This window comes from Candidatus Atelocyanobacterium thalassa isolate ALOHA, from assembly GCF_000025125.1.
Taxonomy (GTDB): domain Bacteria; phylum Cyanobacteriota; class Cyanobacteriia; order Cyanobacteriales; family Microcystaceae; genus Atelocyanobacterium; species Atelocyanobacterium thalassae.
This window is the reverse complement of the sequence record NC_013771.1, coordinates 848,762-862,480: the sequence shown is the minus strand read 5'-3', so window position 1 is coordinate 862,480 and position 13,719 is coordinate 848,762. Positions and strand designations below refer to the sequence as shown.

Below are 13,719 nucleotides of genomic sequence, written 5' to 3'. Positions count from 1 at the left end.
AATGCTCTGTCTTAAAATAAGACAGAGCATTCCTTATTTATTTAAAAAGAGGTTTTTTAATAGTCGTAATCCCCAGGACCCCCAGCAGCAGAAGATTTTTCTTTTTCCGGTTTGTCAACTACAATACATTCAGTAGTTAAAATCATACCAGCGATAGAAGCAGCATTTTGTATACCGGAACGAGTTACTTTTGCTGGATCAACAATTCCACTAGCTAACATATCAGAAAATTGACCTGAAGCAGCATCATAACCAGTATTAAAATCTTTTTCTTTAACACGTTCAGCAATAACTGCTCCATTTTGACCTGCATTTTCAGCAATACGTTTCAAGGGAGCAGTTAAAGCACGGGCAACAATTAATGCACCAGTTAACTCTTCACTAACGTCAAGATTAGTATTCGCCCATTCTTCTAATATTGGAGCAAAATGTGTCAGTGTTGTTCCACCGCCGGGAACAATACCTTCCTCAACAGCAGCTTTTGTAGCATTAATAGCATCTTCTAATCGAAGTTTACGATCTTTCATTTCAGTTTCTGTAGCAGCACCAACTTTGATAACTGCGACTCCACCAGATAATTTGGCTAAACGCTCTTGTAGTTTTTCTTTATCGTATGAAGAGTCAGAATCTTCAATTTGTCTACGAATTAAATCACAACGAGATTTAACTGCTTCTTCATTACCTTCAGCTACAATAGTTGTATTATCTTTAGTCATAATAATACGTCTGGAAGATCCAAACATTTCAATTGTTGCACTTTCTAACTTTAATCCTGTCTCTTCACTAATAACAGTACCGCCAGTAAGAACAGCAATATCTTCGAGCATTTGTTTGCGACGATCTCCAAAACCAGGAGCTTTGACAGCAGCAACATTTAAGACACCACGTAAACGGTTAACTACTAAAGTCGCTAGAGCTTCTTTCTCAATATCTTCAGCAATAATGACTAGAGATTTTCCTTGACGAGCAACTTGTTCTAATATGGGAACTAAATCTTGAACTAAATTAATTTTTTTATCAGTAATAAGAATACATGGTTCTTCAAAAACTGCTTCCATACGCTCAGGATCTGTAACAAAGTAAGGAGAGATATACCCTTTATCAAAACGCATTCCCTCAGTAATTTCTAGTTCGGTAAACATTGATTTACCTTCTTCTAGAGAAATAACACCTTCTTTGCCAACTTTATCCATAGCATCAGCAATCATTTTGCCTACTTCTTCATCATTGCCAGCTGAAATAGAACCAACTTGAGCAATAGCTTTAGAATCTTCGATAGGTTTTGAATGCTCTGCAATTTTATCTACTAAGAAACTAGTAGCTTTGTCAATACCACGTTTTAGGGATATAGGATTAGCTCCAGCAGCAACATTACGTAAACCTTCTTTAACAATAGCATGAGCTAATACTGTAGCAGTAGTTGTCCCATCTCCAGCTACATCATTGGTTTTTGAAGCAGCTTGACGAATTAAAGATACACCTGTGTTTTCAATATGATCTTCTAACTCAATTTCTTTTGCAATGGTAATACCATCATTAACAATTTGTGGTGCACCAAATTTTTTTTCTAAAACTACGTTACGACCTTTAGGACCAAGCGTAACAGCAACAGCTTCTGCAAGGATGTCCATCCCTTTTTCTAATGCGCGACGTGCGTCTTCATTGTAAACAATAGATTTAGCCATAGATTATTCCTCTGTTATGTCAATCTTAAATAAAGTTAATAAGAGTTTGCTATGCTTATTTTAAGCAACAGCTGCTAAGATATCTTTCTCGGAAAGTAATACATAGTCTTCTCCAGATAGTTTGACATCAGTTCCAGCATATTTGGAGTAAAGAACTTTATCGCCTACTTTGACATCTAGCTCAGAACGACTACCATCATCATTGCGCTTACCAGGACCCACAGAAACTACTTCACCAATCTGAGGCTTTTCTTGAGCGTTGTCTGGTAACAAAATGCCTCCGGCGGTCTTTTCTTCAGCGGGGTTAACCTTAAGAAAAATCCGATCACCAAGGGGTTTAACAGTAGATACATTGATACTAATTGCTGCCATGAATAAATCCTCCTTTAATATTTATTAAAAATCAAGAGTTTTTGATAACTTAAGAGTTAGCACTCTTAATCCTTGAGTGCTAATTTAACGAAATATTAGGAGTTCTGGCAACTGTTCATAGTGTACGGGTTCCCGAACTTTGTATTGTTAAACATTAAAGATATTCATATAGAGTCTGATACGGTATGAAAAATCTTCATAATAAATCATCAAAATTTTGCAAAAAAGTTTTAAGCTAACCATAAAAATATATTAATTATGGTAAGTAATGTAACAATAGTGATCAACTAAATTTATTATTGAATCAGATTATTACAAACTGTATTATAACTTGGTAAGTATTTCTATTTTAGATTTTTGGTTCAAACTGTAGTTATCTAATTTTAATTTTTGTAAAAAATTATGTTCCTTCTAAATTACTACGCATGTGCTAGTTATTTAATGGTGTTGCTATTTAACTTGTCACTAGTGGCACAGGCTTCGCCTACCATGCAAGAAGAGTATAAATTATTTATAAAACCTAGTTTTGAACAAGGTAATTATGCTTTAAAATCGTTCTTTAGATATACAAGTACAGACGATCGGTTTCTTGTATCCTCTATTAAAAAGAATAATATAAACACTATATTTAATAGGCCTCTTACCCTCAAAGAGGTAATCTTTGTAGCTTTACAAAATAATCAAGAGATAGAAAATGCTCGCGTTACCATAGAAGAATTCAAAGCAAGATTAACTGAGCAGGAATCAAAACTTTATCCTAGCTTAGATATAGACTCACGTTTAAATCATAAATTTTTTGAGAGACAATCAACTGATTTTAGTCAAGGTTTTAAAAAACAGGTTGCAGCAAGTTCTAGAGAAACAACAGGTATTTTTAATGTTTCCCTTAGATATGATATTTACACTGGTGGTGAAAGAGAAGGTCGTATAAGAAAAGCAGAAAGAGAAATTAGAAATCGACAACTGCAGCTTGAACAAATAGCTGAACAGATTCGTTTTGAAGCAACAGACAACTATTATCTTTTACAAAATGCTGATGCTGAAGTGGCTATTGCTCAGGCAGATGTTGAGAATGCTACTCAAACTTTACGAGATGCAAGGCTTCTAGAAAGAGCTGGTTTGGGAACTAAGTTTGATGTATTACGTGCAGATGGAGATTTGGCGACTGCTAATGAACAATTAGCAAGAACTGTTGCAAAGCAGAGGATAGCAATAAAAAAGCTCACGGAAACTTTGAACTTAGGTCAAAAAATTCAGTTGTCAGCTGCTGATAATATTACTGAACTAGGATATTGGAAACTTTCATTAGAAGAAACTATAGTTCAAGCATATAAAAACCGTGCAGAACTAGAACAACAACTTATTCAAGTAGAAATAGGAAAACAAGATCGTCGTATTGCGATCGCAGAAATTATTCCTAAACTAGATATTATCGCTCAATATGGTTTTAATGATGAATTTGAAGATGCGTTAGGAGCACTAATTAATTATCGTTTCGAAACTCGTTTAAGATGGCGATTGTTTGATGGCGGTAGAGCTTTTGCAGGCGTTAAAGCTGCAGAACGTAGAATTGACCAAGCTAATATTCAATTTGCAGATTTACGTAGCCAAATTCGTTTTGAAGTTGAAGAGGCTTATTATAACCTTATTGCTAATAAAGGAAATATAGAGAGTACACGCAAAAATATTACTACTAGAGAAGAGGGTTTGAGATTAGCTAGATTGAGATTTCAAGCAGGAATAGGAGTACAGAGTGATGTAATAGATGCTCAAAGAGATTTATCTAAAGCAAGAGGAGATTTCTTACAGGCAATTATTGAATATAATCGTTCTATAAACCTGCTCCAAAGAGCAGTTAGTAACTTTCCAGATAGCCTACTATTTAAAAGAATTTAATTTAATAAATCATATAAGTAAAGTGATAATAAAAATATCTAATCTTTTAGCTCCAACCTGTAATTGAGAGTATTTTTAGTACAGTATTGTTAGTCAAGCTTAAAAAAACTGATCCTAAAATAGCACTCCATAAACCATACTTTAAGCGGAAACCTTCAACCAATACAGAAGTAATACCGAAAATCATAGCATTAATAATTAATAAAGATAATCCAAGCGTTACTATAGTTAGAGGAATTGTTAAAAAAACCAAAACTGGTTTTAACAAGGTATTAAGAATTCCAAAAATAATAGAAGCTTTTAACGCTTTACTAAAACTATCCATATTGACACCAATAGGAAGTTTGCTAACGATTAAAAGACTTATTGCCGTCGTAATCCAAACAATCAATAAACTTATCATGTTATTTTTTCATTACTTATTATTTTTTTATATTATAAGTTAAGTAATTAAAAGTTGAGAACCATGTCCCTCAAAGAAAATATAATTTAATTTCTTTAAGAAAAGATAGGTAGTAAAGTTAAACCTTTGTAACAAAATATTTCATAAAATCTTATCATGAAGCAAAGTAGAGAAGTAGTTCATTTGTTAACTTTAAGGAGTTTACGGCCTATGCTATCTAATGCACAAATTTTTATTGCTTTAGCTATTGCTTTAGTTCCTGGTATCCTAGCATTCCGTTTGTCCACGGAACTTTACAAATAATATATGTGTCTGCTAGCTTTAGCAGATATATGTACAGTTCTCTAGCATTACTGTTAGAGAACTTCGTAAGCAATATAGCTTTATTTATTATCTAATGTCTAAAAAGCATATTCACCAAGAACAGGATACTAACAACTATCATCTTGAATACAGATGGATGACCATAGAAGTTATCACTAAGTTAATGATGAATGGGTTACTATCAACTATTGCAATTTTAAGTATCGTCAGATCATTTAATTATTTAAGAGTACAACAAACTAATCTCAGAGAATTGCAAGCTGAACTTCAGGAAACTAGGCAAAGGGTTTCTAAATTAGCAAAAGAGTTTGGAGACAGCTTTGCTCCTAACATGACTTATCGAGTTATGTATAAACAAAGTCATTTTACAGAACCTAAACGAAGAAAAATTATTTATTTACAAGATAAAAAAAATAACTAAAAAGAAGTAGCAAAATCGTTATAAGTCGTAAATTATTTAAAAAATTATTTTCGTATCATGACTAAAAAATTTTTAATGTCCATTCTTTACAAGTTTTTTTAGTAATAGATATAAACATTTTTAAAGATGAAATTGTATTCCTATAATTTTAGAAAAACTCACTATTTATTATAATGATTCCTTAGAAATACCAAACATAATAATATCAATTACAAGTCTTAGGAAACAAGATCAGAAACTATACTAGAAGTTAAGCCTTATTCCATACAATAAAAAACTGTATTTTACATATTATGAAGCAACCTTTAAGCAAAACTTCTGGCCAACTGGAAAAAGACGAATATCTTAATGAGATACCAGATGAAGTAGAGATGCCATTACTAGATCATATCGAAGAGTTAAGAATGCGCATTTTGTATTCGCTAGTAGCAATATGCTTTAATGTGATCTTGTGTTTTATCATAATAAAACCTTTGGTGAGATGGCTAGAGGTTCCTGCCCAAGGAGTAAAACTTTTACAGCTAGCACCTGGAGAATTTTTCTTTGTTTCTATAAAAGTTGCCGGTTACAGTGGTTTACTAATTTCTAGTCCTTTTATTATTTACCAAGTCTTAAAATTTACTTTACCTGGATTAACTCGTAGAGAACGCCAATTAATAGGCCCAACAATTTTGGCCTCTAGTGTTCTTTTTTTTGCAGGAATAGGATTCTCTTACTGGATTTTAATACCTGCCGCATTAAATTTTTTCATAACTTACGGATCTAACGTAGTTGAACAGGCCTGGTCAATTGATCGTTATTTTGAATTTATTTTATTGTTAATGTTCAGTACTGGTATTGCATTTCAAATTCCTGTAATCCAATTAATCTTAGGATATTTAGGTATTATATCATCTCAACAAATGTTAAAAGAATGGAGAATCATAGTCGTTGGAGCAGTTATTTTAGGAGCTGTTTTAACACCATCTACAGATCCCTTGACTCAGTCTTTATTTGCAGGAGCAGTTCTAGGGTTGTATTTTAGTGGCATTTTTATTGTTAAATTAAGTGGTAGATAATAAGCTCCTAAAAAATGAAATAAGATATTTAGATTATTTAATATTTATGATTATGTAACTGAGCTTGCTCTTTTAGTTCATCTAAAATATCAGGGTTAACTATTGTAGATCTATCTCCTTTTATGTTTTGGTTTGCTGCAATTTGTCTTAAAAATCTTCTAACAATCTTGCCAGAACGGGTTTTTGGCAATTCTCGTGTAAATTGAATAGTTCCAGGACGAGCAATCGCTCCAATTTCTTGAACAACATGTTGTTTGAGCTCACTAATTAGTTCATTAGTTGCTTCAAAACCATTATTCAGTGTTACAAAGGCGTAGATATCCTCTCCTTTTATTTCGTGGGGTTTACCAACTACACTTGCTTCATTAACTGCCTGATGTGAAACTAAAGCTGATTCCAATTCCATAGAACCTAATCGGTGACCTGAAATATTCATCACATCATCAGTACGTCCTAAAATCCAAAAATAGCCATCAGAATCTCTGCGCGCACTATCTCCTGAGAAATAAATATGCTCGTCCGACTTCTTAGATAAAGAATTCCAATAATTTTCTTCAAAGCGTTGACGATCACCATGAATATTTCTCAACATACTTGGCCATGGATTTTTAATTATCAACAATCCACCAGTATTATCAGGGACATTATCACCATTTTTATCCACTATGTCTGGAACAATACCGGGGAAAGGTAGAGAAGCCGAACCTGGTTTACTAGATATTGCTCCAGGTAAAGATGTAATCATTACTCCACCTGTCTCTGTTTGCCACCAAGTATCTACAATAGGACACTTTTCATTACCTATTATTTCGTAGTACCACATCCAAACTTCAGGATTTATAGGTTCTCCTACAGTTCCTAAAAGTCGTAGAGAAGATAAATTAAATTTTTTAGGTATATCATCTCCCATTTTTATAAAAGAACGTATAGCTGTTGGTGCAGTATAAAAAATGTTAACTTTATATCTTTCTATAATATCCCAGAAGCAACCAGGATTTGAAGGTCGAGGAACACCTTCATAAAATAAAGAAGTAGCTCCATTTGATAATGGACCATAGACACCATAGCTATGTCCTGTAATCCATCCTATATCTGCTGTACACCAATAAGTATCTGTATCTTGTATGTCAAAGATCCATTTCGTCGTTATGTGAGTATATAAACTATATCCACCAATAGTATGAACTACTCCTTTAGGTTTTCCAGTACTTCCACTAGTATAAAGAATAAACAGAGCATCTTCACTATCCATGATTTCTGGAGGACAATTATCAGATATATCTTGTTGCAAGTCATGCAGCCAGTAATCACGGCCATGTTCCATGGCAATACTTTCACTTGTACGTTTTACTACTACTACTTTTTCGACAATTGAGGAATTATTTTTCAGAGCTATATCAACTTGAGATTTGAGGGAGATAATTTTATCTTTGCGAAAACCACCATCTGCAGTAACAAGGATTTTTGCTTGTGAATCTTTTAAGCGATCTTTTAAGGATTCGGCACTAAAGCCTCCAAAAATGACTGTATGAACTGAACCAATACGAGCACAGGCAAGCATGGCAATTATAGCTTCAGGTATCATGGGCATATAAATTGCCACACAATCCCCTTTTGTGACTTTTAATTGCTTCAGTACATTAGCAAATTTACACACTTCTACATGAAGTTCTTCGTAAGTTAAAGTCCTTGAATCACCAGGCTCTCCTTCCCATACAATAGCTGGTTTATTTCGTCTTGAAGAGGTAAGATGACGATCAATACAATTATAAGTAATGTTTAATTTCCCGTTAAGAAACCACTTGGCATGGGGTGGATCCCATTCTAAGACACGATCCCATTTATTAAACCAATGTAATTCCTTCTCTGCTAAATTCCCCCAAAAATTTTCTGAATCCGATATTGATTCTTGATAAAGTTTTTCATAGTCTTGAAAACTTTTTATACGTGCATTTGCACTAAATGTAGATGGAGGATGAATAATTCTTTTTTCTTTAAGAACAGATTCTATAGTATCTTCTTTGTGATGATTTAACATGTTACTTTTCTAAGGTTATAAGCATCATATTTTAAGTTATCCTAATAATCTTAATTAATAATAAATTTTAATTATTTTCAATATTTATTTAGTATTATCCATGTTCTGAAAAATAGAAAAATATTGAACTTTGGAAAAATAAAATTAATAAAAATGTAAATATGTATTTGTATTACAAATTACAATATTCTATTTATTGATAACTTTTATATCTTAATTTATAATTTTTCTGGAAAATATTTTTTCCAGAAGAGCAATTGAATCACAATGATTAATTACTGATTAAAGCTGGTTGCAATAGCGTTAGCAACTCTTTTTTGTTCTTGCGTCAACATACCAGGAAACATAGGCAAAGAAAGTACTTCATAAGATACCTGTTCAGTAATTGGAAATGACGTTTTTTGATACCCTAAATTTGCATAAACTTTTTGCAAATGAATAGGTATAGGATAATAGACCATAGAAATAATTCCTTTATCTTGTAAATATTTCTTCAAAAAATCTCTATTATAATCTTTATTATTATCGATTCCGTTTGCTACTAAGATCGTATATTGATTCCAAACATGATACCCTCCAATAATTTCTTCGGGTAACTGTATCATTGGAATCGAACTTAGTAGTTTATGATAATAATGAGCTATTTCACGTCTTTCTTCATTCCATTTATCCAAATAACGAAGTTTTACCTGTAAAATGGCAGCTTGGATAGCATCCAAACGACTATTAATACCAACTACATCATGATGATAACGCTTCATTGAGCCATGTTCTTTAATAATTTTAATAGTTTGGCCAATTGCATAATCATTAGTTGTAATTGCTCCGCCGTCTCCACATGCTCCTAAATTTTTTGTAGGAAAAAAGCTAAAACAACCTATATGCCCAATACTACCAACAGTCTTATTATTCCATTTAGCTCCAGTAGCTTGAGCACAATCTTCAATGACATATAAATTATGTTTATTGGCAATTTCCATTAAACGAGTCATATTGACAGGTTGTCCAAAAAGATGAACTACAATAATTGCTTTAACTTTTGGATTAATTATTTTTTCTATATTCTCTAAATCCAAATTAAAAGTATTACGCTCGATATCAGCAAATATTGGCTTTGCTCCTGCAAGACTAATTGTCTCTGCAGTAGCTATAAAGCTAAAAGGAGTTGTAATTACTTCATCACCAAAGCCAATATTTAGTGCTTTTAAAGCTAGATAAAGAGCATCAGTACCTGAATTACATGTTAAACATTCAGAAGTACCTATATACTGAGCTAGTTGCTTTTCAAAATCTTGTACAACAGAGCCGCCAATATAGTGACCAGAACGTACCACTTCGAGGATCGTATTATCGATTTCTTTATTAATAGATTCGTATTGACGAACTAAATCAACGGGAGGAATAGTATTTACTTGCATTTTTACCAAGCATTTTTATCTATAAGAGCAATTTTTTTCATAAAAAAAATATATTTTAGATAAACAAGAATAATATATTAGTTCTTATTATTTAATTCAATATGCATCTTAGCATAGAAAATAATTAACTTTGAAAACCTAATATTAGAAAACTAAATTATATTAACTTTGCTTAATATATAGAACCAATAATACTCAGCAACTATATTTAAAAATTTGATTATTCAGTAATTCTGTCCGAAAATTAAAGGTACTATATCTACATTGGGCTAATAATTTTTTTTATCCACACCATACCTAACAAAAATAATTAATATTAATTATTAAGTTTATTTTGAATCCGTAAAAAATTCAGTAACAACACGTTTTTCTTTATCGCTATTAGTTACTATTATAGTGTTCTCTTTCAAACTTCCATTAGCCTTGTCTCCAGCCAGAGTAAACCTCGGGTTTTCATCTTGATGATAAAAAACACTACCTACAGCTTCAATATTTTGATCGATAATATACCAAGTTAAATTATTAGCTTGTAATGTACTTTTATTATTTTTATTTAGTCCTTGAACTTTTCCTTTGAGATAAGCAATATTATTATTTAAATCAACATGAGCTTTATTCCCAATAAGTGTAATATTATCTTCGTATTGCACCAGCTGGACTGGTTGATCTGAAAATATTTGACGAGTTTTATAATTCCACAAAATTGCATTAGCAGATACTTGAAGAGGTGGTTGAATAGATTTATATTCAACATTATCTTTAACAAGAATATGTTGTTTGTTTAGGTGTATAACTGCTTTTTGAGCTATAAGATTAGCCGTTATAACATCGTCCTTAAACCTTGCAATATTTGATAACTGATTGCTAGTTACCATTTGTTTTTGTATTTCCCAAAACAAATGTTCTGTAGTCATCTTTATCTTTTTATGTTCTGATATAGCTTCAATTTGCCCTTCTAATTCAAATTTTTGCTTATCTGTATAATATTTTCCTTCGTTGGCAGAAACTTCTAGCTCAGGATGAAAACCTCGTAAATTTTTACGCATTGTTAAAAGTAATTCTTGTGGCTGCCATTCTATCTCCTCGCTACGAATAACAATTTGATTTCTTGGATCAATTGCTAAAACATTATTTCTTAGAAAAATTTTAGTTCCATTTCCTTGAATTTCTCCATAATCTGCCTTAATTTGCAAAACTAGCGTACCTTTTTCAAAGATATTACCTTTAACAGCAGTTAAAGTTGCTTTCTCACGGTCTGGGCTGTATTTTGCTTCGTCTACTTGTATTTTCCAGAGCAATTTTCCATCAGCATCAGATTGCTCTAAAGTAGCATTTTGAAGATTTAAATTCGTTTCTTCTTTTACTTTTCCTAAATTATTAGTGTTTGTACTAGTTTTTTCTTCTGCCTGACAAGCTAGTAAGCTTAATAATAGCAGCAGCATTCCCTTTCTAATTAATTTTAATTGTAGAGAATGCTGTTGTTGATTTTTATACTTTTGATCCATTACCTTTTAATGATAATCGAATATTTTTCTATTTTAATATTAACGTGGTTTGTTCTGTTCTAACATTCCAACAGTAGGATAGCTATTGTAGGCTAAATTAGTTCTGGAAGTTTTCTGAATATCTTCTTTTATTTGATCAAGATCTATGTAGTGATCTGCAACATTAATGAGACTATCACTAGTCATAGATCGCAGGCTGACAACTTCTACTCTTGCTCCACGGTAACTAACAGAATTTGCTGCATAAGCCAAGTCGCCATCTCCGCTCACAATTATTGCTGTATCATAGGAGCCAACTAACGCCATAAGGTCAACAGCAATTTCCACATCTAAGTTAGCTTTTTTCGATCCGTCTGGAAGTTGAACTAGATCTTTTGCGATAACCCGATAGCCATTTCTTCTCATCCACAACAAAAATCCTTGCTGTTTTTCATTAGTTCGATCTACACCAGTATAGAAAAAAGCTCTAAGAAGTCGTGAACCTTCTGTTAAACGATAAAGTAGTCTAGTATAGTCAATCTCAATACCTAGTTGTAATGCTGCATAGAATAAATTAGAACCATCAATAAAAATGGCAACTCTTCCTCTATTTTCTAGCATTTGCTCAGGAGTAAAAAGCAAATCATCCTCAAAATCGTCATACATTGTTGCTATACCTCTTTGATCATCAAAAAAGGTCGAATTATTATGAAAGTTATTTGTAAGTTCAGTTTTGTATTTCATCGTTATGTTGGTTTTTTCAATAAAAAATAGAAAATTTTTGATTTTCTTAGTTTCTAAAAGTCGTTCTTTAAAGAAGTATCAAGTTTAACAAAAATAGGTTGAGGTTTAGATAAAAAATTGTTATGAGCCAGTTTTCCCCATTGACTATGTTTATCAAAAGGAATAACTTCTTCTAAACATTCAACTTGATTGAAATCAACTGAAAAACCAAGTTGTTTATAGATTTTACTACTGAGGTTTGGAATAATTGGAGCTAATAAATAAGCAACAAGACGCACCGATTCTAACACTCCATATAAAATCTTTTCCACTTCTTTTTGTTCTCCTTTTTTAAACAAAGTCCAAGGGGCTTGCTCGTCAATAAATTTATTACTTGCTCTAATTAAGGTAAAAATTTCTTCGCAACCCTCGTTAAATTTAAGATTATCGTAAGCTTTGATTACATTTTCCCCTAAATTTAATCCTATCTTTTTAAGTGGATGTTCTTTAGGCAAGTCTATTCCACTCATAGGAGGCAATAACCCTTCACAGTACTTCTGAGTCATCCCTAAAGTACGATTTAGAAGGTTTCCTAAATCATCAGCAAGATCAGCATTAACAGTATTTATAAAACGGGTTTCATTAAAGTCACCATCTTTTCCACATTCTATCTCTTTTAGAAAATAGTAGCGTATAGGATCTGGACCATATTTATTAACTAATTCAAATGGATCTAAAGTATTACCTGAACTTTTACCCATTTTTTGCCCATCTTTTGTTAAAAATCCATGACCAAATATATATTCAGGTAAAGATAGCTTTGCTGACATAAGCATAGCGGGCCAATAAACTGCATGAAATCGTAGAATATCTTTTCCTATTAAATGTAAGTTAACAGGCCATCCTTGCGAAATAGCATTATCTAGCGTTGAATCTTTTGATTCTGATTCTAGTAAAGCAGTAATATAACCTAGAAGGGCATCAAACCAAACATAAATAGTATGATTTGGATCATTAGGGACAGTAAATCCCCATTTTACATTAACTCTAGATATAGAAAAATCCTTCAACCCTTGGTTAACAAATTTTAAGATTTCATTACGACAACTTTTTGGCTTAATAAATTCAGGATTATTTTTATATAGTTCTTCTAATTGTGATTGATATTTAGACAATTTAAAGAAATAATTCTCTTCATCATACCACTCTGCTTTTTTATTAAAATGCACAGGGCAACAACCATTTTCCAACAACTCTCTTTCTTCTTTAAATTCTTCACAAGCTACACAATACCATCCTTGTTGTCTAGAAAGATAAATGTCACCATTATCCCAAACACGCTGAAAAAATTCATAAACAATTTTTTGATGCTGGGTATCTGTTGTACGACTAAAACGATCGTACTGTATGTCTAACTTATCCCATAGTAGTTTAAAACTACTGACAATTCGATCACAATGCTCTTGTGCAGGTAAGTTGTTTGCTTCAGCATTTCTTTCTATCTTTTGACCATGTTCATCAGTTCCTGTGATAAAAAGAACTTCTTCTCCTTTAAGTTTTTTATAGCGACTAATAACATCAGCTATCATCGTTGTATACGCGCTACCAACGTGTGGTAAGTCATTCGCGTAATATAAAGGAGTGGTTAAGACAAATTTTTTAGGTTTTACTTTTTCTAAGGTCATTTACTAAAATAAATATTTATTAATAGAGGGTATACTTGTGTTCTATATCTAGAATCCACAAGTATTAGGTGGTGTTCGTACATTTTAGTTATTACTATATGTAACTTCTTAACTAATAACCTAAATACATTTCTCTTTTCAATAAAAATATTCTTAAGAACCATTTATTAAGAATAAAATCATTTTGTTAAGAGTTTTTACGAGTAATTCTC

General features: G+C 32.1%; 12 protein-coding genes. 4 read left to right on the top strand and 8 right to left on the bottom strand.

Features of this window, described 5'->3' with window-relative positions:
- Window positions 1-56: 56 nt before the first annotated feature.
- Complete coding sequence (groL, locus tag UCYN_RS03550) at window positions 57-1,685, bottom strand: chaperonin GroEL (protein ID WP_012954134.1); 1,629 nt, start codon at window positions 1,683-1,685, stop codon at window positions 57-59.
- A gap of 60 nt (window positions 1,686-1,745) precedes the next feature.
- Complete coding sequence (gene groES / locus UCYN_RS03545; protein WP_012954133.1) at window positions 1,746-2,057, bottom strand: co-chaperone GroES; 312 nt, start codon at window positions 2,055-2,057, stop codon at window positions 1,746-1,748.
- Between the two features lie 489 nt (window positions 2,058-2,546).
- Here groES and UCYN_RS03540 point away from each other — a divergent pair, with 489 nt between their 5' ends.
- Window positions 2,547-3,953, top strand: coding sequence for a TolC family protein (locus UCYN_RS03540; RefSeq protein ID WP_012954132.1), 1,407 nt, complete (start codon window positions 2,547-2,549; stop codon window positions 3,951-3,953).
- 46 nt (window positions 3,954-3,999) lie between these two features.
- On the opposite strand, the gene UCYN_RS03535 is transcribed toward UCYN_RS03540, so the two are convergent.
- Window positions 4,000-4,356: a phage holin family protein gene (locus UCYN_RS03535; protein ID WP_012954131.1), complete on the bottom strand. Its 357-nt coding sequence runs from the start codon at window positions 4,354-4,356 to the stop codon at window positions 4,000-4,002.
- Between the two features lie 210 nt (window positions 4,357-4,566).
- Between UCYN_RS03535 and psaM the strand changes: the two genes are divergently transcribed.
- The 3 genes from psaM to tatC all read left to right on the top strand — a co-directional run bounded on the left by psaM (window position 4,567) and on the right by tatC (window position 6,159).
- A complete protein-coding gene (gene psaM / locus UCYN_RS06110; protein WP_071813733.1) occupies window positions 4,567-4,659 on the top strand; it encodes a photosystem I reaction center subunit XII in 93 nt (30 codons plus the stop codon).
- Between the two features lie 94 nt (window positions 4,660-4,753).
- Window positions 4,754-5,101 carry a slr1601 family putative cell division protein gene (locus tag UCYN_RS03530; protein WP_012954129.1) on the top strand — a complete coding sequence of 116 codons (348 nt, stop codon included), beginning with the start codon at window positions 4,754-4,756 and terminating at the stop codon, window positions 5,099-5,101.
- 293 nt (window positions 5,102-5,394) lie between these two features.
- Window positions 5,395-6,159 (top strand): twin-arginine translocase subunit TatC, encoded by a 765-nt coding sequence (tatC, locus tag UCYN_RS03525; RefSeq protein ID WP_012954128.1) that lies wholly within the window; start codon window positions 5,395-5,397, stop codon window positions 6,157-6,159.
- A 37-nt stretch (window positions 6,160-6,196) separates the two neighbouring features.
- Here the strand turns inward: tatC and acs are convergent, their stop codons facing one another.
- The 5 genes from acs to metG form a co-directional block, all read right to left on the bottom strand.
- Window positions 6,197-8,197, bottom strand: coding sequence for an acetate--CoA ligase (gene acs / locus UCYN_RS03520; protein ID WP_012954127.1), 2,001 nt, complete (start codon window positions 8,195-8,197; stop codon window positions 6,197-6,199).
- 275 nt (window positions 8,198-8,472) lie between these two features.
- Window positions 8,473-9,615 (bottom strand): DegT/DnrJ/EryC1/StrS family aminotransferase, encoded by a 1,143-nt coding sequence (locus UCYN_RS03515; RefSeq protein ID WP_012954126.1) that lies wholly within the window; start codon window positions 9,613-9,615, stop codon window positions 8,473-8,475.
- A gap of 329 nt (window positions 9,616-9,944) precedes the next feature.
- Window positions 9,945-11,120: an LPS export ABC transporter periplasmic protein LptC gene (gene lptC, locus UCYN_RS03510; protein WP_012954125.1), complete on the bottom strand. Its 1,176-nt coding sequence runs from the start codon at window positions 11,118-11,120 to the stop codon at window positions 9,945-9,947.
- 39 nt (window positions 11,121-11,159) lie between these two features.
- Window positions 11,160-11,765: a LabA-like NYN domain-containing protein gene (locus UCYN_RS03505; protein WP_041487854.1), complete on the bottom strand. Its 606-nt coding sequence runs from the start codon at window positions 11,763-11,765 to the stop codon at window positions 11,160-11,162.
- A 131-nt stretch (window positions 11,766-11,896) separates the two neighbouring features.
- Window positions 11,897-13,507 (bottom strand): methionine--tRNA ligase, encoded by a 1,611-nt coding sequence (gene metG, locus UCYN_RS03500; RefSeq protein WP_012954123.1) that lies wholly within the window; start codon window positions 13,505-13,507, stop codon window positions 11,897-11,899.
- Window positions 13,508-13,719 lie beyond the last annotated feature (212 nt).

Bases quoted from the DNA above. Each gene is read 5' to 3' on its own strand.
- UCYN_RS03540 (WP_012954132.1), top strand. From the start codon at position 2,547: ATGCAAGAAGAGTATAAATTATTTATAAAACCTAGTTTTGAACAAGGT.
- tatC (WP_012954128.1), top strand. From the start codon at position 5,395: ATGAAGCAACCTTTAAGCAAAACTTCTGGCCAACTGGAAAAAGACGAA.
- UCYN_RS03535 (WP_012954131.1), bottom strand. From the start codon at position 4,356: ATGATAAGTTTATTGATTGTTTGGATTACGACGGCAATAAGTCTTTTA.
- psaM (WP_071813733.1), top strand. From the start codon at position 4,567: ATGCTATCTAATGCACAAATTTTTATTGCTTTAGCTATTGCTTTAGTT.
- metG (WP_012954123.1), bottom strand. From the start codon at position 13,507: ATGACCTTAGAAAAAGTAAAACCTAAAAAATTTGTCTTAACCACTCCT.
- groES (WP_012954133.1), bottom strand. From the start codon at position 2,057: ATGGCAGCAATTAGTATCAATGTATCTACTGTTAAACCCCTTGGTGAT.
- UCYN_RS03505 (WP_041487854.1), bottom strand. From the start codon at position 11,765: ATGTATGACGATTTTGAGGATGATTTGCTTTTTACTCCTGAGCAAATG.
- acs (WP_012954127.1), bottom strand. From the start codon at position 8,197: ATGTTAAATCATCACAAAGAAGATACTATAGAATCTGTTCTTAAAGAA.
- lptC (WP_012954125.1), bottom strand. From the start codon at position 11,120: ATGGATCAAAAGTATAAAAATCAACAACAGCATTCTCTACAATTAAAA.
- UCYN_RS03530 (WP_012954129.1), top strand. From the start codon at position 4,754: ATGTCTAAAAAGCATATTCACCAAGAACAGGATACTAACAACTATCAT.
- groL (WP_012954134.1), bottom strand. From the start codon at position 1,685: ATGGCTAAATCTATTGTTTACAATGAAGACGCACGTCGCGCATTAGAA.
- UCYN_RS03515 (WP_012954126.1), bottom strand. From the start codon at position 9,615: ATGCAAGTAAATACTATTCCTCCCGTTGATTTAGTTCGTCAATACGAA.